This is a genomic window from Saccharopolyspora sp. NPDC002686 (genome assembly GCF_040295745.1).
In the GTDB taxonomy this organism is placed as follows: Bacteria; Actinomycetota; Actinomycetes; order Mycobacteriales; family Pseudonocardiaceae; genus Saccharopolyspora; species Saccharopolyspora oryzae.
In genome coordinates, this window is the sequence record NZ_JBEOVY010000055.1 from 1 (window position 1) to 19,579 (window position 19,579).

Sequence of the window (19,579 nt, forward strand, 5' to 3'; positions counted from 1 at the left end):
GGGCCCTCCACATCAAAAGCTCCTTTTCGGATGGAAAGTTACCGTGTGTCTTTTGGTTCCATAGGCCACCAAAAAACACACACGGAGCTCGCCTGGCTGGACGTTCGGCCAGGCCTTGTGCGGGGTGCTACTTGGGGCGGAGGCGGATCCTCGTGAGGAGGGGTTCCGTTGGGCGGCCTGTTCTGTCGAGGAGGCGGGGTGGGGTCATCAGCCAGGGTTGGCGGAGGCCTTGGCGGGTTGGGATTCGTGGGGCGTAGAGGGGACGGAATCCTTGATCTACCAGGGAAATTGCGTAGTCGACCGCTACTTCGTTGTTGGGGTTCAGGGCTGCTGTGCCGTGCCAGGGCATCACGCCTGAGCCGCCCAGGGGGACGAAGCGGAGTCGGCCCGGGGTTGGGCGGATCGAGAGGCTCATGCGGACGTCGTCCTGCCAGAGGGCTTCGTAGCCGAGGTCGGCGTCCACGTGCTTGTTCGCCAGGTAGGTGATCGTTTCGTTCCAGGCCGAGACCAGGAGATCGCTGCGGGCTCGGCGAACTTCGGCCGGAACGTCGCGAGCGAGGTCGAAGGGGTCCTCGTAGATCTGCTGCGACCAGGCGAGGGGATCTCCGCTGCGGCACGGGATGTCCACCGCGTGCAGGACCGAGCGGAACAGGTCCGCGAAGCGGGGTTGGCCGGGGCGCGCCGGGTCGAGGGTCGCCGCCTCGGCGAGCACCGCTCGCGGGTTGCGGCGGATGTCCAGACCTGCGAAGGCGGATTCGTAGCGCTCGCAGTGCGATTCCAGCAGTTCGGGGCGCTGGGTCCGGTCGCCGCAGTTCGGGTGGGCGTCGGCCGCGTCGTCGAAGTCCTCGACCGCCACCAGGTCCGCCGCGCCGACCGCGGCCACCTGGTGGGCGAATTCCGCGTGGTAGTCCTCGCAGCGCTGGGGTTCGCGGAACCTGAAGTGGCTGGCGTCGGTCAGCGCCCGAACGCGGACACCCGGCGGATGCACCTGCCGGACCGCCTCGTCCAGCTGCCGCAGCCGGACCAGCATCGCGAGTTCTGCCAGGTCGGGCAGGCCGCCGAGGGCTTTGAGCCGGGAGCCGTCCTGCTTCAGCGACGGCCCCACCACGACGAACCGGATCGGCTCGCCCGCCTCGATCGAACCACGAAGATCGCGCTCCGCCGCCGCCAGCGGGTACGCCGAGCGGGACGCGCCGAACGGCTTCGCGGTGATCACCTGCCACACCGCCCGCACCGGATCGGCCTCGGACGCGATCTCCTCGCCGAGCCGTCGACCGCTGGTCACCGCGTCCGCCACCAGCGATTCGACGATCCGCGCCTGCTCCTCGGCGGTCAGCTCCACGCCTTGCGCCCAGACCGTGGGGCGGGTGCTCAGCTCCCCCACCCGCAACTTGCCCAGCGAGGTCACGTGCGACAACCGCGCCTCGCCGGAATGGCCGCGGCCGAGCGGCACCGGGGTCGGCAAGGACTCGAAAGTCGCGATGCCGCCAGCAGCTCCGTCCGATGTGAACAGCTGCGACCGGACCGGGACCACCAGCGCGTCGGGGAACGCGGTGCTGAGCGCGGCGCGGTTCGCAGCGGAGTCGTCGAACGCGGCGATCAGCTCGCAACCGCGGAATTCGCGCAGCGAAGCCACCTTCTGCTCCGCGACGCCGCGGTCCGGATCGGACGTGCGCAGGTCGAGGTGCCCAAGACCGCGATCGGCGAGGAACTCCTCGGTCGCGGCGCGCACCCGGTGCCGGCGTCCGGTCAACCAGACGACCCGCGCACCCGCGTGCTCCAAATCCCGCACGTACTGCCGGATCCCCGGAGCGAGGTCGTCGGTCTGCAACGACTCCCCGTCCCACGCGATGCTCCGGCGGTACTCGTCGTACAGGCCATCCCGATCGCGCAAGCCGGTGCGCTCCACGAAGGACGGCCAGCACGCCCGGTACAGCCCCGGCAGCACGTCGGGATCCGTGAACTCAGCGATCCCGTGCGCTTCACCAACCCGGCGCAAAGCCGCCCGGACCCGCTGTTCCGGTTGCAGCGCGCAGAAATCGAGGTCGATGGCGACCAGCGGGCGCGGCACCCCGCTCTCCCTCCGGCACCGCGCGCTGCGCTCCCGGACCAGCTGGACGACCCGGCGCAGCACTTCGTCCTGGCCTGCGTCCACGACGTGCACGAAGCGCTGCCACGGGTGGTCGCCGGCCAGGGCCGCGGCGGTTTCCGCCGACAGGTTCCGCAATTCCTGCGCGACGACCTCGTCGAACGCGCACCGGATCCGGTCCCGCTCATCACCGGTGACCAGCGCCCCGGCCGACGCCAGCTCGTCCAACCACCCGTCCAGCGCGGCGATCGCCGGCGGCACCGATGCGGCGGTCGCGGGGCCGACCTCCTCGACCACGATCCGGCCGGTGGCCGACGACTCCGCGCCGAGTTCCACCGCGATCTCGCCCACCGGAAGGAAACCCCTGGCCAGCAGCCCGCGAAAGGTGATCAGCAGCGGGCGGACCACGAACTCGGCGAGGTGGTCCCGCGCCGTCCAGCCCTCCGGCGGGTCGGCGATGAGCCGCTTCAGGTCCAGCACGTCACCGGCGAAGTCACCGCCCGCCAGCTCCGCCAAGCTGATGCGGTTCCGCGGAGCAGTCGCGCAGTAGGACCGCAGCAGCACGTCGTCGGTCAACCCGGGAACTTCGTCCGGACGGCACAAACCATCTCCCATCGAGGTGTTTTCCGGTCTCCGCCGAGCTGATTCGCCGGATTCCGAAGAGAAATCGACTGCGGTGAAACGGGGTCGAGAAAGGACGCGGTCACGTCATCGCGCCCGAGCACGTGGCGCAGTTGGCCGGTCGGACCGGCTCAGCCGCACGGCGAAATCAGCTCGGCAGCGCGAAAACCTGGCCTGACCGGGGAAGATGTGCATTTCGGCCGGACCGAACATGCCGGTACCGGTCGTCGAACCTGCAGCGAAAGCGGTTGTTCGGCAGCTGGATTCAGCCGCGCGTCATCGATGACGCGCCTGTCGCCGAGCGGTCATTCACCGTCGGTGAGCTGCACCGACCCCGAGACCACCGGGTTCCTCCAGCCGGAGCAGCGCGGCGCGACCGCGCCGTTCGAGCTCGCGCCGGGTGATCCAGCCCTTCGCGTAGTGCCGGTAGTCCTGGGCGAGCAGCGCCAGTTCGGCGAGGTGGTCGGCTTGGCGCCGGCGGAGGCCGGGCGGCAGCAGCGACAGCGACGCGACCTGGGAGTCCACGACGTCATCGAGCACCTGCGCGGAGCGCAACGCACGCGTCCGGCGCCAACGCGGGACGACCTTCCCCAGCACGAACTCCGCGACCCTCATCGACAACCCATCCAGTAGCAACGCCCTGACGGATCAGTTCCCTCGTATGGTTTACCCCTTCGGGTCAGCGTCGTCACCAAGAATGACCAAACGAGCGCGGCGATCGGACTCAATATCGCCCATTCAGGCGTATGTCCGGCGGTCAGCTGTACGGAGCCCATTGCGCAGCCAGATCCCCGTCGCGCATCGTGCGCAACCGCCGGTGCAGCTGCTCGCGCAGTCCCGGATTGCTGCGCACGATCGGCAGCACCCCGGTCGTGATCTTCAGCTCGCGCAGCTCCCGCAGCACCGGGAAGCCTTCCCACCCGGTGATGTCGAAGCCGTACGCGGCGGCCAAGTCCTCGTACCACGACGGCGGGTGCCCCATCCGCAGGCGACCGACCGCCAGCGGCGTCAGATCCCACTCCGGCGGTCCGATGCACAACGAGTCCAGGTCGCACAGCAGCGGCCCGTCCGGCCCGCCGATCACGTTGCCCAGGTGCGCGTCCGCGTGGATCACGCACTGCGGCAGCGGGAACCGCAGCTCGGACAAGCGCTCTTCGACGTGGTCGCAGCGCTGCTCGAGGAAGTACCGGTCGCCCGGGTCGATGTCCACGGCATCGGTCAGCCGGCGCCGGATGTCGGCCATCGGCTGCCAGTCGCGGAAGGTCGGGGACAGCGGTTTGGAGTGCATCAGCCGCAGCAGTTCGCCGAGGTCGGCCCCGTCCGGCACCGGTCCCAGCTCCGGCACGTACCGCCAGAGCGTCGCCAGATGCTCCCCCACCTGGACCGGCTGCTCGAAACCGGGCAGCAACCGCACCGCGGGAATCCCGTGCACGGCCAGCCAGCGCGCGGCCTCCACTGCGTTGAAAGCTCGGTAACCGAACGACGGGGACAGCACCACGCGGACGATGACGGGATCGTCGCGGAGCAGAAAAACCCCGTTGTTGATGAATCGGATCAGCCGCGCACCCCGCGGATCCAGTCCGACGGAAGCGCAGATCTCGGCCAGCGCCAAGCCCAGCTCAAGCGGGACTTCCTGGCCCTCTACCTGGTATGTCTGCATGCTCATCGTTCTCAACGACGCACCGGTCCGATCGACCCAGCAGCCGGCTCACGCCTGCCGGAACTTCCGGACCTCGTCGAACAGATCGCGGGCATCGGAGTTCGCGCGGTGCTTGGCAGCTTCCAGCTCCAGCGGCTTGAGCCGGTCGGAGACGCGAGCGGACTTGACCCGCTCACCGTGCTGGAGCGCGCGGCGCCCGATCTTGATGCCCTCCTGGACGTCACCGGCCCGGAAGTGGTTGGTGGCCTGCAGGCTGAGCCCGAACACGTGCGTGCGCTGCATGTCGGCGCCGTAGGCCTCGTTGCACTTGATGGTCTCGCCGACCGCGATCGGCGCGTGCTTCTTCGGGTCGAACACGGCCAGCGCGTCGTGCGCGGAACCGATCATGCCGTGCAGGTCGTTCTCGCCGAAGAACCGCACCCAGTCCGGTGCTTCGCTGGACTGCGCCCGAGCGAACTCGTCCTTCGTGCGGCCGACCATCTTCTGCACCTGGTCGGGCTTGTTGAGCATGCCGTAGGCCCAGGCCTCGTTCGCGCACAGCACCGCGACGGTCAGCGCCGAACCGGACTCCTGCGCGGCGATCTGGCCGAGCTGGAACAGCTTCAACGCCTCGTTGGGCTCCTGGTGGTGCAGGTAGACCCGGCCCATCCGGTACAGCACGCTGGCCAGCAACCCGTGGTCATCTGCCTGCTTGGCGAACTCCAGCGCCTTGCCGAAGTGCCCGCGCGCCGGGTCGAGCAGCCCCACGTCGAACGACGTCCACCCGGCCAGGCTGTGCATGTCGGCCAGCGCCACGAACAACTGCTTGCGCACGATGTCGGTGGAGGTCGAGTCGAGCAGCTGCTGCGCCCAGGACAGCTGGGCCACCACGGCGTCGCGGCAGGTGCCGCCGCCGTAGCGGTAGTCGAGATCGCGCAGGGCCTTGGTCGCGGCCTGGATCTGCTGCACGTCGGTCATGCCGATCCTGGACGGCGCCGGCGTCTGGGCGTTCGCCGGAAGCCAACCGCTGGCCTCCCCGAACACCGCCGCACCCATGGTCACCTGGGCGGCGTGGGACAAGAACTTCCGCCGCTTCACCGATTCGTCCTCCTCAGCTTCGAGGGCGTTGGTCGCACTAGCGACCCGCATCGCGGTCGCCCCGTCGTAGGCGAGGCCCATGAAGCCCCGCGGGATACCCAGCCCGTCGGCGATCCTGGCCAGCACGTCGTAAGCCATGACCTGCCGACCCTTGAGGATCTCTGACACCTCGGATTGCGACTGGCCCGTCGAGGCCGCGATCTGGCGCTGCGAGACACCGCGTCGGCGCAGTAGCTTGTAGATCTCGCTGATGTCCCGCCGGGCCAGGGCATCCCGCATCTCCCGATCGTTCCAAACGTCGGGTGTAACGGGAGAGCCGCTAGAACCGATGATGTTCATTTAGACCCCCTGACGCTCTGCACGGGCGTTGGTCGCAGAGTAAGGGCACTGCGGCAACCCGGTGAAGTCCGCTTCGGTAGAGGTGATCGGTTGCGCTGAAGTCCGCCGACCGCTCGTCGTCGCCATTGGGCCGGTCACCGCCCAACGACTAGGCGAACCCGGCCGACTGGGCCCAATCTAGTCACCAGCAAGCAACCAAGCACGGACGGGACGGCAACCACGGTGGACGGACAGGCGCAGGAATCCCGGATCGGCCGGACGGCCGAATCCGCTCCGGCACCCGCCGAACGCCGTCGTTGGTGGCAGGTGGACTGTCGCGATGTGACGAACGCGCACCGCAACCTGGCCGTGCTGGTCAACCGGGATGAGGTTGAGCTCGTCGGACCGCCCGGCCACGCAGCGGTGCTCAGCACCGTGGGCGTGCGCCAGTTGTCAACAGCGTTGCGGGATGCCGCGATGCAGGCGAGAAAGTGACGGTGACGTTTCAGTGGACGAGATCCTGGGGCAGGTGCTGCGCAACGCAGTCCGCGAACGGCTCGACATGTTGAGCGAGCTCGCGGACCGCGCAGACGCCACCTCCCTGCTGTCCGTGGCGCGTTCCGAACTCCCCCGACTCACCGAGGGATGGCGGACGCTCCTCACCGCGCACGAAGCCGATGAGAAGGGCAACTGCCCGGAGTGCTCGAGCCGTTGGCGCCCGCAGAAAGCACCGTGCTCGGTGTGGCGCTCGGCTTACGAGCACCTGGTGGCAGGCGCGCTGTCTCCCCGTCCCGCACGGCACCAGCGACCGGCGCACGCTCTGCGCCCGGTGGCGCCGGTGCCGTAAAGCCGGCGGACTCGGTCCCGGAGCAGTACCTCCTCCCCGACCCGGGACCACCGAGAAACCGCCAGGTGGCGGCCGATGCGCGACTGGTCGCGTATCCCCGACCTCGACCATCGAGCATCGGCCGCCACCGATAAAACTCCACAAGCTTCCGCGGGCTGGTGCTGACGCACTCCCCTCCCCCCGACCGGTACTGGTCCGCGGAGTCCAACTGCTTCGGTACCCGTTTCCCCGGACGGCTCCGAGGCAAGGATGGAAAGGCCCTGGCGCTCGATTCCCCGACCGAGCCCAGGGCTCTTTCCTTATGTCCGTGAGTCTTTTGGGCTGCTATGGCGACCCGAAAGACTCACGGGGGGTGAGCAGGCGGAACGCGTTACTTGCGGCGGAGTCTGGCTTTTGCCTTGAAGTGGTCGTCCAGGTGGAGGCCTGGTTGGGGGGATGTTCCTCGGGGTGTTGGGACGCCGGGGCGTTCTGCCGGAGTCGTGCGGTCGGCCGGGACCATCGCCCAGGGCTGGCGCGGGCCGAGCAGCGGCGAGTAGACCGGGACGAATCCCTGGTCCAGCAAGGAGATCGCGAAGTCCACCGCCACGTGGCCGCGCGGGTCCAGGACGCCGGTGCCCTGCCACGGCAGCAGTCCGGAGCCGCCGAGGTAGGTGAAGCCCAGGCAGCCCCTGCGCACCGCGCTGAGCGTCAGGCGGACCCGGTTCGGGAACATCCGCTCGTAGCCGAACTCCTCGTCCACCTGCATCGTCGCCATGTAGCGGATGACGGTGTGCCACGCCCGGCGCAGCACCGCGCACCGCGCTTGGCGCACTTCGGCGGACACGGTCTGGTCGCCGAGGTTGTAGACGTCGGCGTAGATCGCGGTCGACCACTCCAGCCGGTCGACGCCGGTCGGCACCGAGACCGGGACCGAGTACACCATCGACATCAGGATTTCCCGGAACAGCCCGATGACGTGCGGCGCGAAGTCGTCGGCGCCGGCGGTCCACCGGTGCACCCGCTCCAAGGTGCGCAGCGGGTTGTCGGTGATGTCGAACTCGCGCAGCGATTCGCCGAGCAGCCGCCGGTACTTCGCGATCCGCTCCGCGCGCTGCGCCGGCAGGCCGGGGCCGAGGCGCTGCTCGGCGACCACGTCGATGTCCTCGACGACGGTGCGGTCGCCGATGCCGACCAGGTCCACGTACTCGCGCAGTTTGCGCTGGTAGGCATCGGTGATCGCGGCCGGGCGGCTCCGGAAGTGCCTGCCGTCGGTGAGGATGTTGAAGTGCAGTCCGGGCGGGTGCACCGCGCTGATCGCCCGCTGCATCTCGCGCAGCCGGGCCATCGCGCCGAGCTCGGCCAGGTCGGGCAGCGGGCCGTCGGCTTTGAGCCGGTTCAGGCACTGCTTGACCGGGAATCCGAGCAGCACCACTTCGATCGGTTCGCCGCGCCGCACCAGCGGTTCGACGTCCGCGCGCAGGTCGGAGAGCTGGTAGTTCGACCGGGATCCCTTGAAGAACTGCTTGCGGGTCAGCACGTGGTGCACCGCGCCGAGCACCTGCTCGCAGTCCGCCGGACCCGGCTGGTCCAGCCCGAACTTCGCCGCTGCGCTGCGCCCGGTGCGCGTCGCCGCGCGGTCGACGTCGGCGAGCACCGAGTCCACGACCTCCTGGGTTTCCTGCGCGGTGAGGTGCACGGCCCAGCGCTGCGCCAAGCGGTTCTTGCGCAGCGCGCCGATCTGCAGCTCTTCCAGGGAATGCGTGTTGGACAGGCGCGGACCGATGCGCTCGTCCGGTCGCGGGCGGGTTTCGAAGGTGGCGATCACCTCGTCCTGGTGCGCCCGGCGTTCGGCGGCGAACCCGGGGATCTCCACCGCGATCGACCGCGCACCACCGAACCTCGCGCTGATCTCGGCCCGGTGAGCCTGCGCGTCGTCGAAGACCGCGACCACGTCGACGTCGCCGAGCTCGCCCAGCTCCGGGTCGCAGCTCGCGTCGTCGCCGAGGCAGAGCAGGGCGACCTCCGCGATCCCGGCCGCGGCCAGGACTTCTTCGGTCTGCTCGCGGAACCGCTCCTTGCGCCGGGTGTAGAACACCACGCGGCCACCGGCGTCCTGCACGTCCCACACGAACCGGGCCAGGCCCGCGTTGGCGCTGTCGGTCCGCAGCCGCTCGCGCGGGCGCGCCATGAACGCGCGGACGAAGTCGGCGCGCACCGCGGCCCAGTCCACCGCCGGGTAGCGCTCGCCCAGTCCGCTCTGCTCGACGAAGTCGTCCCAGGTCTGCGGGGAATGCGTCGGCAGGACCGGCAGGGTCCCCGCGCTGGCGAGTTCGAGGATGCCCTCCGGTGCGCCGGGCCTCGGGCCGGAAGTCGCGCGGGCGGCGTCGAGGATCCGTTGCAGCGGGACGAATCCGCACAGGTCGACGTCGATGGCGACCGCGGGTTCGGCGACGTCCGGATCCCACCGGCGGCGACGGGTGCGCTGCTGGACCTCGTCGAGCACCGACCGCAGCACCGCATCCTGCTCATCCGGCACGGTGTGGGCGTAGCACTGCAGCGGTTGCTCGCCGGAGAGCAGCTCGGCGGTGCTCGGGTCGAGGTAGCGGAGTTCCTCGGCGATCACCCGGTCCACCGCGTGCCGGATCTGTCCGGCCCGGCGACCGCCGTCGAGCTCGGCGAACCCGGTGCTGAGCCGGTCGAGCGTGCCGACCAGCGCGCGGACCCCGGCGGCGACCTCGGTGCGGCTCGGCTCCCAGCTCACCCGCTCCTGGTCGGTGATCACCATCCGGCCGGTGGCCTGCAGCTCCGGGGAGAGCTCGACGGCGAGCCCGGTCTCGTCCAGCGCGAACAGCCCGATCCCGTGGACGTCGAGCGCCACCCGGAAGGTGCGCAGCAGCGGGCGGACGAAGTGCTCCAGGAAGTACTCGAGCTCGTCCTCGCGCCATTCGAACCGGTTGTCCAGCACCACGCGCAGCAGTTCCGGCGTTCCCTCGGCGCCCCGCCGCAGCAGCGCGGAGAGCGGCACGGCGATGGTGCCGCCGGGGTGCGACGGGTGCGCGGGCGCGGGCTCGGCCAGGCGGAGCAGCGCCGCGGTGTCCGTGCCGGTGTCGACCACAGCGCCGTGGACCGGTTGGGTCGCGCAGTGCATGCGCAGGTTCGGGTCTTCCTCCACGACCGCCGAAAACCGTTCCGAGCAGCGGATTTGCCGTTGCGCGCGCTCGCGGGAGGCAACCGATCGCAGCTGCACGGTGCGGGCCCGGTCGACGATGCTGATCTGCTCGCCGGGCAGCGGCACGGTGAGGTCGGGTTCGGTCACCGCGGTCAGCAGGTTCGCGGCGAGGTCGGCGTCGGTGCCCGGCAGCAGTTCGACCCGGTCCACCGGGATCTTGGTGCGGTGCCCGGGATCCGGTGCGTTGACCAGGGAACGGGTCAGCCGCTGGAGCCAGCTCGCGTCGAAGACCTCCCGGGTGCGGCGCAACCGGACCAGCGCGCGGTAGAGATCGGCCCAGTCCGGTTCACCGCCGAGCGGGACTCCGCTGCCGATGCCGGTGAGCCGCAGCTGCCCGGACTGGGAGCGCTCGACGCGCAGCCCGTAGCCGCCTTCGGCCAGCAGCGCGTTCGCCGCGTTGGTGGTCAGTGGGCGCCGGAGCGCCGGGGCGTCGTCGTCCTCGGCCTCGCTCCCCCGGTCCGGCCGAGCGGCCGGCTCTGCGGTCAACCGCGCGGTCACGGTGCTGCAGTGCGCGTCGCGCGCGGGGCAGCGGAGCAGGCACGGGTACCCGCGGCAGGGACGTCGCAGGACCCCGCGCTCCCCCAGATCGGTGTCCACCGGGAAAGCACAGCACGTCGAACGACGGGAGGACGAGAGACAGCCGCGCAGTGACCCACGATGACCTTTCTGTCACGGAGAATGACGACCCGATCACCCTAGATAGTGACCGCGCGCGCTGACAACATGACTCAATGCATATCCGAATGGTGTAACGCGGAGGATCCGCAGGTCAGCGGCAGGGCTGCTACCGGGGCAACGACCAAACAGCCCAATTGGTCAAGTCGTCGCACTGGGAATCACCCATTCGATTGATACCGTCTTCGGCATGTCCGGAGCGCACGACCGCCCAGCGGCCGGGAAACTTGGGACAACACCGACATCGGGGGGTCACCCCCGGAAAGCGCCGGTGAACCAGGCCGCCGGGTCGAACTCGGCACCTCTCCCAGGGCTCCCCTGAAAGAGACTCATGGTCGTGGTCGGCAAGATGGTCAGTGCACATGATCAAGGAGTAGCCTTGCCAGCCGAAGTCGCCCCACTGCGCCGCAAGCCGGTACAGCAGCGCAGTGCCCAACGCGTGGAGAAGATGCTCGCCGCCTGCGCTGAGCTGATCGACGAGGTGGGGTACGACGGGTTAACGACCACGCTCATCGCCGAACGGGCCGGGGTCGCGGTCGGTTCGCTCTACCAGTTCTTCCCGGACAAGCGCGCGGTCGTGCAGGAGCTGACGCTGCGCAACCTGGACCGCTTCGTGCACACCGTGTCGGCGCGGTTCGACCAGCTGGAGCTGGTGCACTGGTGGGACGCGGTGGACGCCGTCTTCGACGTCTACCTGACCATGCACCGCGAGGTCCCGGCGTTCAGCCGGCTGCACTTCGGCGACGTGGTCGACATGCGCCTGCTGGACCCGGGCAAGGACAACAACGCCGTCATCGCCGAGAAGCTGATCGGGTTGCTCGCCGAGGAGTTCGACCTCGATCCGCAGGAGCTGCTGCTCCCGCTGGCGGTCGCGGTGGAGGCCGCCGACGCCGTGCTGCACATGGCGTTCCGGCGGGACCCGGCGGGCGACCCGACGCTGGTCGCCGAGGCCAAGGAGATGGTCCGCGGCTACCTGTCCAACCGGATCCCGGAGGGTCAGCCGAAGGACTTGCCCTCTCCCCGGTAGGTCGGTGCCGCGGTCAGGTCCTGGCCGTCGACCAGGTGGTAGTGGGTGAACCGCTCGGCGAGCTCACCCGCCTTGGCGTGCCGGAACCACACCCGGTCGCCGAGCCGGAGCCGGTCCGCGGCTGACCCGACGACGGGCGTCTGCACCTCTCCAGCGCCCTCCGCCGAGGTCAGCTTCAGGCCGCGCGGCCGGCTCGGCACCGGGATCCGGTCCGCACCGGGCGGGCCGGATGCCGGGTAGCCGCCGCCGAACAGGGTCGCGATGCGCGGTGCGGGCCGGTGCACGACCGGCAGCGCGTACTGCACCGCGGGGCGTGGTTGGAAGGAGCGGTAGGCGTCGAAGAGCGTGGGGCCGATCAGCCCGGACCCGGCGGCGACCTCGGTGACCGCCGGTTCCGCGGAAGTCCGCTCGAGGCTCCCGGTCCCACCGCCGTTGACGAACTCCAGCTGCGCCAATGCGCGCACCGCCCGCACCACTGCGCTGCGGCGTTCGGCGAGTTCGGCGGCGGACCGCCGCTGGAACCAGCGCACTGCCGCGCCGCGCAACGGCTGTCCGGCCGGTGCATCGCCGACCCCGGCGATCTGGCCTTCGTAGACCATCACGCCGACCAGCTGAAAACCCTTGCGGCGCACGATGTGCCGGGCAGCCTGCGCAGCTTGGTCGGCGGTGTGCACCGGGGAGCGGCGGGTGCCGATGTGCAGTCCGGGCAGCGGGCGCCAGGAGGCGTCGACCTCCAGGCAGAGCCGGATGTCCGGGCGGGTGGAACCGACTGCGGCGTCGATGAAGTCCAGGTGTTCGGGCGAATCCACCACGAGCGTGATCGCTCCGGCAGCGGCCGGATCGGCGGCGAGTTCCCGCAACGCGCCGCGGTCCACGGTCGGGTAGGCGACCAGGACGTCGTCGCTGAGCCCTTCCCGGTGCAGCCAAAGGGCTTCGGCGAGGCTGTAGCTCATCAGCCCGGCGAACCCGGGGGTTCGCAGCGCGCGGCCGAGCAACTCGCGGCAGCGCACCGACTTCGTGGCCACGCGGATCGGCCGTCCGGCCGCTCGCCGCACCAGATCTGCGGCGTTGTGGTCGAACGCGTCGAGGTCGACCACCGCGAACGGCGGGTCGAGCTCGCTGGTGATCTCGTCTAACCGGGACACGCCGACAACCGTATGCCGAAAGGGCTTGTTATGTGAATCTCATTCACATAATTTCTCGGGGCATGCACCCGAAGGAGGGCTGAGCATGCAGCGTTGGACCAACTGGGCCCGCACCGCGACCGGCACGCCGAGCAACGTCCTCGCGCCGCGCGACACCGCAGAAGCAGCGGCCGCGATCCGCGACGCGGCGAAGGACGGCCGAACCGTCCGCCCGCTGGGCACCGGGCACTCGTTCTCCAGCATCGGATCGCCGGACACCGGCTGGGCGCTGGACCTCTCGCACTGGACCGGAATCGTCCGGGCGGAACCGGACACCGGGCTGGTCACCGTCCGCGCCGGCACCCCGCTGCACCAGCTGAACGCCGAGCTCGACGGCCTCGGCCTGGCGATGGCCAACCTCGGCGACATCGACCAGCAGACGATCTCCGGTGCCATCTCCACCGGCACCCACGGCACCGGCGCCGGGCTCGGCGGACTCGCCACCCAGGTCGAAGCGCTGGAACTGCTGCTCGCCGACGGCACCGAACGGCGTTGCTCGGCGGCGGAGAACCCGGAGCTGTTCGCCGCCGCACGGGTCGGACTCGGCGCCCTCGGCGTGATCACCTCGGTGACGCTGCGGTGCGTACCGGCGTTCACCCTCGCCGCGGAGGAACGCCCGGCGCCGCTGGACGACGTGCTGGAGCGCTTCGACCAACTGGCCGCCGACAACGACCACGTCGAGTTCTACTGGTTCCCGCACAGCACGAACACGCTGGTCAAGCGGAACAACCGGCAGGACGGACCGGCGAAACCGCTGCCACCGCTCCGGCACTTCCTGGAGTACGAGCTGCTGGAGAACCGGCTGTTCGGCGCGGTCTGCAAGCTCGGCCGCGCGGTGCCCTCGCTGGTGCGGCCGCTGAACCGGATCTGCGCCTCGACCTGGTCCAGCCGCTCCTACAGCGACCGGTCCCACCGGGTCTTCACCACGACGCGCAGCGTCCGGTTCGCGGAGTCCGAGTACGCCATCCCGCAGGAGTCCTTGCCGGACGTGCTGCGCGAGATGCAGTCCGCCGCGCGCGGTCTGGACGATCCGGTGATGTTCCCGGTCGAGGTGCGCGTCGCGGCGCCGGACGACATCTGGCTGTCCACCGCCTACCAGCGGCCGACCGCCTACATCGCGATCCACCAGTTCCAGGGCATGCCGCGCGACCAGTGGTTCAACGCCTTCGAGTCGATCGTCGGTGCAGCGGGCGGTCGACCGCACTGGGGCAAGATGCACCGGCTCGACGCCGCCGCGCTGCGCGAGCGCTACCCGCGCTTCGACGACTTCCGCAGGCTGCGCGCCGAGCTGGACCCCGACGGGGTCTTCCGCAACGACTACCTGGACCGGGTCCTCGACCCCTGTGGATAACTCGGCCACTTGTCCACAGGCGGTCCGCAAATTCCATTGAAATCAGACGTCCGATTTCAATGGAATTTGCGTCAGCCCAAGGCCTGGCGCAGCGCCTCGGAGATCGGAGTCGGACCGTTGACCACCGCCAGCTCCCGCTCGACGGAGGCGGGTTCGTCCAGCAGTGCGATGAGCACCGCCGCGACGTCGGCCCGCGTCACCTCGGCGCGGGCGACCTCGGCGCCCAGCGTCACCCGGCCGGTCGGCGGATCATCGGTCAGCAGACCCGGGCGCAGGATCGTCCAGTCCAGCGGACGAGCCCGCAGGTCCTCCTCGGCAGCCCGCTTGGCGTCCAGGTACGCGCCGAAGACCGGGTCCACGTCGGACGGTGTCGGCTTCGCCGCACCCATGGCGCTGACCTGCAAGAACCTTCGAACTCCGGCTTCCTGGCAGGCGTCGGCCAGCAGCGCCGACGCCGCTCGGTCGACGGTGTCCTTGCGCGCCGCGCCGCTGCCCGGACCTGCGCCGGCGGCGAACACCGCGGCGTCCACACCGGACAGCGAACCGGCCAGGTCGACCGGGTCGACGTGCTCGAGATCGGCCACCACCGGCTCCACCCCGTCGGCCCGCAGGTCGGCGGCGTGGTCCGGGTTGCGGATCAACCCGAGCACCGAATCACCGCGCTCGACCAGGCCGCGGCCCAGGTGTCGAGCGATCTTCCCGTGGGCTCCGGCAATCACGATTCGCATGCCGTCCAACGTAGGCCACCCACCGCGTCTGTACCGATTCAACACGGCCTGTGGACAACTGACCACACCCTGTGGACAACTCGTCCGAGCTGTGGAGCGAACGGCCCGTCCGCCTCGTCTGCTGACACGAACGGGTCGTCCACCTCACCCGAACAGCGGCGGGTGCGAAGAATGCGCAGTTCCAGCCGGAGTGGTTCGGCGCGGGCGGCTGGAACTGCGTCCCCAGGGGTTAGCTGCGGGAGGGGGCGGGGGCTTCGGTCGCGAGGAGCTGCTCGTAGACGACCTCGTTCACCCAGCGGGACACGGCGGTGTGCTCGACGGGCGGGGCGTCGGCGAAGCAGCGGCCTTCCAGTTCGACCTGGACGTCGTCGCCGTCCGCGCTGAGCACCGCGATGCCGAACTGGCGGGCGCGGATCAGGCAGGTCTCGGCGAAGTCCGGGGCGACCGCGACGTTGCGCGGCACCACGATCGCCGCGCTGGCGAAGCGGGAGAACGGCACCGCGGCGGTCAACGCGCTGCGCCAGTGCCGGGCCGGGGCGAGCACCCCGGAGATCTCCGCGGCCGGCGGGGGCACCCGGCCGTCCATCTCGGGCCACACCCAGGTCGCGATCTCGGCGCGGTCCAGCACCGGGCCGCTGCCGAAGCAGAGCCGTTCGGCGTGCGCGTCGGGGACCAGCTCGGCCGTCGCGATGATCTGCCGCCCGTAGAGCTTCGTCGGCGGCAGCACGCTGCCGGTCCACCCGAGGACGTCCACCGCTCGCTGGGCGAGCCGGCCCATGGAAGCGACCGGTCCGAGCGGGGACCGAAGTTGCGTAGTCGAGCAGGCTCGGACCTCGTCTTCGGTCCAGGCACGTCCCGGCATTCCGGTCACGGCGTTCCGCCTCCCTCATCAGCTGCGCTTGCGGCTCCCGGCCACGGACGGCGTGGCCACTGCACGACTAAAACAGCTCCGGGCGGGTTCTGCGCTGATCAACCGGGGTCGCTGCGACCGGCGGCGGACATCGGTCGGTGACTGGTCGATGAATGACATCTGGACTTCAGCCCAGCGATGCGGCCATTCAGGTGATGGCGGTACGACACCCGCCACGACCTACCACCGCAGCACCCTGCGGCGCACCGGATCACCGCAGGTCACGAGCTATCTGGACAGCAGATCGAGCTCGGTCCGCTCCAGCTCCACCAGTCGCTGCCGGATCCCCTCCGCCGCGGGCAGGAGGGATTTGACGAGCTTGCCGACGTCGGCCCGAACGCTGTGCGCCACCACGCCGAGCGCGGCGACGACCGCTCCGCTCGCGTCCTGCACCGGCACGGCGACCGAGCAGTTCCCGAGCGTCATCTCCTCGTTGGCCTGCGCGAATCCCCGGTTTCGCACGCTCTGCAGTTCGCGCCCCAACCGGCCGGGTTCGGTGATGGTGTAGGCGGTGTAGCGGGACAACCCGCGCTCGCAGCACTCGTGCACCACGGTGCTCGGCGCGTGCGCGAGCAGCACCTTGCCGACTCCCGTCGAGTGCAGCGGCAACCGCCCACCGCTGCGCGAGATGATCGGCACCGCGCGCGGCGTCGTGAGCTTCTCGACGTAGACGACTTCCAGCCCGGCGCGCACCGCGAGGTGCACGTTGTCGTGGGTGTGCTGGCACAGCTCCTGCATGTGCGGCAGGGCGACCTCGCGCAGCCGGCTGTTCACCGGCGCCAGCAGCCCGATCTCCCACAACCGCAGGCCGATCGAGTACCGGCCGTCGCCGTCGCGCTGCAAAGCGCCCCAGAGCTCGAGCTCGCGGACCAGCCGGTGGGCGGTGGCCAGCGGGATCTCCGCCCGCCGCGCGATGTCGGTCAGGGTCAGCCGGACGTTGTCGATGTCGAAGGCGGTGAGCACGCTGAGCGCCCGCGCCGTGACCGATCTGCCGGGATCCCGACTGTTGCCCGCCATCTCGCCTCCCGTGGAGCGGACACCGGACGCCGGGCCGCTCCGATGTCACCCGCTCGCCCCAAGCCCAGCACAACCGATCGTTTTCGCCAAGCCCGCGACGATCATCCGATGCCCAGGAGCTCCCGCATCCGCGCGTACTTCAGCTCGAGCCGCTCCCTGGTCCCCGCATCCAGCACGGCCAACCGGCCCGGATCGGAGTTGTGCGCCAGATCGGCTTCCTTGACCAGCAGCGCCCCGGGAGTCGCCAAGATCCGGGCGGCGTACTCGGCCGGATCTTCACCGGCCCGCTTGGTCACGGCGAGCACGATCTCCTTGGTCTCGGCCGGAAGCTCGGCCTTCCGGAGCCATTCCTCGGTCACCGCCCCGTCTTCGACGGAGTCGTGCAACCAAGCGGCAGCGACCTGGGCATCGCTGCCGCCCCGCGCCCGAACCCCGGCAGCCACCGCGGAGAGGTGCTCGACGTAAGGCCGCCCGGCCTTGTCGACCTGCCCCCGGTGAACCCGCGCGGCGAACTCACCGACCTCGTCCAACTCCACGGCCAACCCTCCTACTGCACTCCGGAAACCAGCACGAGCACCCAGCACGGGAAAGAAGCAGTACCGGCGAACGCCCGCACCAGGTTCCACCGAACCCCCTCCGCCTAGACCCAAGTACCCCAAAACCGAACCAGAGTGGCGATCCCCACACCCAACCCCCAACCCACCCCACCGTTCGCTGTCCGCTGAACCAACCCAACCCAGAACATGACGAACCCCACTCCCACACCGAAAAGACGAACCTCACACCCAAACCCCGAGAAAAAACCCCAAACCAGACACCCCACGGCCAAAAACCTGGAGAAGCAGAACCCCAAAACCAGAAAACACCAGGTCAACACCCAAAAAGAAGCAGAACCCCAACCCCCGCAACGAACCCGATGACCCCAACCCGCCAGGACAAGCCCAGATGCAGAAGAGGAGATACGGAAGCGGAGATGCGCGAAGCGCGAGAACGCGGAAGTGCGTTGAGACGAGGACGGCGGAAGAAACCGCTGGTTCAGACCCAGGCCGGGAACGCCACCCCAGGCGAGGAGCCGGATAAAAGGTGGCCACCGCACCGTGGGGGCCTACGGGGGCTCGGCCCCCGTACAGACATATAGGAAGAGGCCCCCCGGCGAAGCATGAGCCGGGGGGCCTCTTCCGAGTGGGCGAGGAGGGAGTTGAACCCTCACGTCCTTTCGGACACACGGACCTGAACCGTGCGCGTCTGCCATTCCGCCACTCGCCCGTGGCTTGGCTGGAAGCTTACACTGCCTGCTTCCGGCCTTTGGCACCGGGGTCGCTTTCGCTTCCCTGCTGCCCTGTTGGCGAAAGTAGATTAGCACGGCATGACGAGGGGCTTCACCGGGGGGGTCTGAGTTGTTGGGAACAGGGCGGTGTCTCGGCCCGTCGACCCAGATACGATGGGTGTCGGAAGTCGTACGCGTGGAAGGGATTTGCCGTGGGCCTCGTGCAGCGCTTTGAGCGCCGACTCGAAGGCATCGTCGGCAATGGCTTCGCGCGCGTTTTCGGCGGAAAGGTCGTGCCCCAGGAGGTCGCCCAGGCGCTGCAGCGGGAAGCCGAGCTGCAGGTCCGGGAGCTCGCCGGGGGTCGACTGCTCGCGTGCAACCACTACGTTGTGCAACTGAGCCCGTCCGATCACGATCGGCTCACCGACGACGAGGACCGGGTCACCGACCTCCTCGCCGACTGCGTTCAGGAGCATCTCACCGAGCAGGGGTGGGACACATATGGTGACGTCGTAGTCTCCCTGGAGCGCTCTGAGACGCTGCACACGGGACAGTTTCGAATCAGTTCGACCGTCGACCCCGACGTGACTCGACGGCCGGCACAACCGCGTACCGCAGGAGACCGACCCATGAGCCAGCCACCAGGCCACTACCCCCAGGGAGATCCGTACAACCAGCAGGGGCAGTACGGCTACGACCAGGGTTACGGCCAAGGCCAGGACCCCAACTACGGCCAGCAGCCCCCCGCTGCCGGCGGCTACGGCCAGCAGCCGGGCTACGACCAGGGCGGCTACGGCCAGCAGCAGCCGGGTTATGACCAGGGCGGCTACGGCCAGCCCGCCGGTTACGACCAGGGTTACGGGCAGCAGCCGGGCTACGACCAGGGCGGCTACGGCCAGCAGCCCGGTTATGACCAGGGCTACGGGCAGCAGCCCGCCGCTGGTTACGACCAGGGTTACGGGCAGCAGCCGGGCTACGACCAGGGCTACGGGCAGCAGCCCGCCGCTGGTTACGACCAGGGTTACGGACAGCAGCCGGGTTACGACCAGGGCGGCTACGGCCAGCCCGCCGGTTACGACCAGGGCTACGGGCAGCCTGCCGCCGGTTACGACCAGGGCTACGGGCAGCCCGCCGGCTACGACCAGGGCTACGGCCAGCAGCCCGGTGGCGCTTACCCGCAGTCGGGCGGCTTCCCGGACCAGGGCGGCTACGGCCAGCCGGGCGGTGCCTACCCGCAGAGCGCTCCCGGCGGCTACCCGCAGGGCGGCCCGCGCGGTGCGATGACCGCCACGCTGCACCTCGACGACGGTTCGAACCGCTCGTACACGCTGCAGCAGGGCTCGAACGTCATCGGCCGCGGCCAGGAGGGCCAGTTCCGGCTGCCCGACACCGGGGTGTCCCGCAAGCACATCGAGATCACCTGGGACGGCCAGAGCGCGATGTTGGCCGACCTCGGTTCCACGAATGGCACCACGGTGAACGGCACTCCGGTGCAGACTTGGCAGTTGGCGGACGGAGACGTGATCAGGGTCGGCCACTCCTCCCTGATCTTCCGCGCTCAGCAGGCCTGAGACCGCGGTCCGCGTCCCCCGACACGAGT

Annotated in this window: 15 protein-coding genes and 1 tRNA gene; 5 read left to right on the forward strand and 11 right to left on the reverse strand. The window is 69.7% G+C overall.

Annotation, left to right across the window (positions count from 1 at the left end; translation table 11 throughout):
* Positions 1–127: 127 nt before the first annotated feature.
* From ABTZ89_RS10195 to ABTZ89_RS10210, 4 genes are all read right to left on the reverse strand, one after another.
* Positions 128–2,704 carry an L-tyrosine/L-tryptophan isonitrile synthase family protein gene (locus tag ABTZ89_RS10195; protein ID WP_351042531.1) on the reverse strand — a complete coding sequence of 859 codons (2,577 nt, stop codon included), beginning with the start codon at positions 2,702–2,704 and terminating at the stop codon, positions 128–130.
* A gap of 315 nt (positions 2,705–3,019) precedes the next feature.
* Positions 3,020–3,325, reverse strand: a complete 306-nt coding sequence (locus ABTZ89_RS10200; RefSeq protein ID WP_351042533.1) for a hypothetical protein — start codon at positions 3,323–3,325, stop codon at positions 3,020–3,022.
* Positions 3,326–3,467: 142 nt separating this feature from the next.
* Complete coding sequence (locus ABTZ89_RS10205) at positions 3,468–4,376, reverse strand: phosphotransferase enzyme family protein (RefSeq protein ID WP_351042536.1); 909 nt, start codon at positions 4,374–4,376, stop codon at positions 3,468–3,470.
* A gap of 42 nt (positions 4,377–4,418) precedes the next feature.
* The gene (locus ABTZ89_RS10210; RefSeq protein WP_502949529.1) at positions 4,419–5,786 is read right to left on the reverse strand and encodes a helix-turn-helix domain-containing protein; all 1,368 of its coding nucleotides are present in this window, start codon (positions 5,784–5,786) and stop codon (positions 4,419–4,421) included.
* Positions 5,787–6,107: 321 nt separating this feature from the next.
* On the opposite strand from ABTZ89_RS10210, the gene ABTZ89_RS10215 reads away from it, so the two are divergent.
* Together ABTZ89_RS10215 and ABTZ89_RS10220 are read left to right on the forward strand one after the other, a co-directional pair.
* A complete protein-coding gene (locus ABTZ89_RS10215; protein WP_270951992.1) occupies positions 6,108–6,260 on the forward strand; it encodes a hypothetical protein in 153 nt (50 codons plus the stop codon).
* 13 nt (positions 6,261–6,273) lie between these two features.
* Positions 6,274–6,612 (forward strand): hypothetical protein, encoded by a 339-nt coding sequence (locus tag ABTZ89_RS10220; protein ID WP_270951993.1) that lies wholly within the window; start codon positions 6,274–6,276, stop codon positions 6,610–6,612.
* Positions 6,613–6,982: 370 nt separating this feature from the next.
* Here the strand turns inward: ABTZ89_RS10220 and ABTZ89_RS10225 are convergent, their stop codons facing one another.
* Positions 6,983–10,417: an L-tyrosine/L-tryptophan isonitrile synthase family protein gene (locus ABTZ89_RS10225; RefSeq protein WP_351042541.1), complete on the reverse strand. Its 3,435-nt coding sequence runs from the start codon at positions 10,415–10,417 to the stop codon at positions 6,983–6,985.
* Between the two features lie 427 nt (positions 10,418–10,844).
* On the opposite strand from ABTZ89_RS10225, the gene ABTZ89_RS10230 reads away from it, so the two are divergent.
* Positions 10,845–11,522: a TetR/AcrR family transcriptional regulator gene (locus ABTZ89_RS10230; protein ID WP_408641920.1), complete on the forward strand. Its 678-nt coding sequence runs from the start codon at positions 10,845–10,847 to the stop codon at positions 11,520–11,522.
* On the opposite strand, the gene ABTZ89_RS10235 is transcribed toward ABTZ89_RS10230, so the two are convergent.
* Positions 11,492–12,667: an amino acid deaminase/aldolase gene (locus tag ABTZ89_RS10235; protein WP_351042544.1), complete on the reverse strand. Its 1,176-nt coding sequence runs from the start codon at positions 12,665–12,667 to the stop codon at positions 11,492–11,494. The genes ABTZ89_RS10230 and ABTZ89_RS10235 overlap by 31 nt on opposite strands.
* Before the next feature lie 85 nt (positions 12,668–12,752).
* Here ABTZ89_RS10235 and ABTZ89_RS10240 point away from each other — a divergent pair, with 85 nt between their 5' ends.
* Complete coding sequence (locus ABTZ89_RS10240) at positions 12,753–14,057, forward strand: D-arabinono-1,4-lactone oxidase (protein WP_351042547.1); 1,305 nt, start codon at positions 12,753–12,755, stop codon at positions 14,055–14,057.
* A gap of 71 nt (positions 14,058–14,128) precedes the next feature.
* Here the strand turns inward: ABTZ89_RS10240 and ABTZ89_RS10245 are convergent, their stop codons facing one another.
* From ABTZ89_RS10245 to ABTZ89_RS10265, 5 genes are all read right to left on the reverse strand, one after another.
* On the reverse strand, positions 14,129–14,785 hold the full coding sequence (locus ABTZ89_RS10245) for an SDR family oxidoreductase (protein WP_351042549.1): 657 nt from the start codon (positions 14,783–14,785) through the stop codon (positions 14,129–14,131).
* Positions 14,786–15,014: 229 nt separating this feature from the next.
* Complete coding sequence (locus ABTZ89_RS10250; protein ID WP_270952000.1) at positions 15,015–15,563, reverse strand: hypothetical protein; 549 nt, start codon at positions 15,561–15,563, stop codon at positions 15,015–15,017.
* Positions 15,564–15,923: 360 nt separating this feature from the next.
* Complete coding sequence (locus tag ABTZ89_RS10255) at positions 15,924–16,712, reverse strand: IclR family transcriptional regulator (RefSeq protein WP_270952002.1); 789 nt, start codon at positions 16,710–16,712, stop codon at positions 15,924–15,926.
* A 101-nt stretch (positions 16,713–16,813) separates the two neighbouring features.
* The gene (locus ABTZ89_RS10260; protein ID WP_270952004.1) at positions 16,814–17,248 is read right to left on the reverse strand and encodes an HD domain-containing protein; all 435 of its coding nucleotides are present in this window, start codon (positions 17,246–17,248) and stop codon (positions 16,814–16,816) included.
* A 647-nt stretch (positions 17,249–17,895) separates the two neighbouring features.
* Positions 17,896–17,978: transfer RNA gene (locus tag ABTZ89_RS10265), tRNA-Leu, on the reverse strand.
* 213 nt (positions 17,979–18,191) lie between these two features.
* On the opposite strand from ABTZ89_RS10265, the gene ABTZ89_RS10270 reads away from it, so the two are divergent.
* On the forward strand, positions 18,192–19,550 hold the full coding sequence (locus ABTZ89_RS10270) for an FhaA domain-containing protein (protein ID WP_351042554.1): 1,359 nt from the start codon (positions 18,192–18,194) through the stop codon (positions 19,548–19,550).
* Positions 19,551–19,579 lie beyond the last annotated feature (29 nt).

Excerpts from the sequence above, each read along its gene's own strand:
- ABTZ89_RS10195 (WP_351042531.1), bottom strand. The coding sequence starts at position 2,704 with ATGGGAGATGGTTTGTGCCGTCCGGACGAAGTTCCCGGGTTGACCGAC.
- ABTZ89_RS10210 (WP_502949529.1), bottom strand. The coding sequence starts at position 5,786 with ATGAACATCATCGGTTCTAGCGGCTCTCCCGTTACACCCGACGTTTGG.
- ABTZ89_RS10205 (WP_351042536.1), bottom strand. The coding sequence starts at position 4,376 with ATGAGCATGCAGACATACCAGGTAGAGGGCCAGGAAGTCCCGCTTGAG.
- ABTZ89_RS10230 (WP_408641920.1), top strand. The coding sequence starts at position 10,845 with ATGGTCAGTGCACATGATCAAGGAGTAGCCTTGCCAGCCGAAGTCGCC.
- ABTZ89_RS10240 (WP_351042547.1), top strand. The coding sequence starts at position 12,753 with ATGCAGCGTTGGACCAACTGGGCCCGCACCGCGACCGGCACGCCGAGC.
- ABTZ89_RS10250 (WP_270952000.1), bottom strand. The coding sequence starts at position 15,563 with ATGGGCCGGCTCGCCCAGCGAGCGGTGGACGTCCTCGGGTGGACCGGC.
- ABTZ89_RS10200 (WP_351042533.1), bottom strand. The coding sequence starts at position 3,325 with ATGAGGGTCGCGGAGTTCGTGCTGGGGAAGGTCGTCCCGCGTTGGCGC.
- ABTZ89_RS10245 (WP_351042549.1), bottom strand. The coding sequence starts at position 14,785 with ATGCGAATCGTGATTGCCGGAGCCCACGGGAAGATCGCTCGACACCTG.
- ABTZ89_RS10255 (WP_270952002.1), bottom strand. The coding sequence starts at position 16,712 with ATGGCGGGCAACAGTCGGGATCCCGGCAGATCGGTCACGGCGCGGGCG.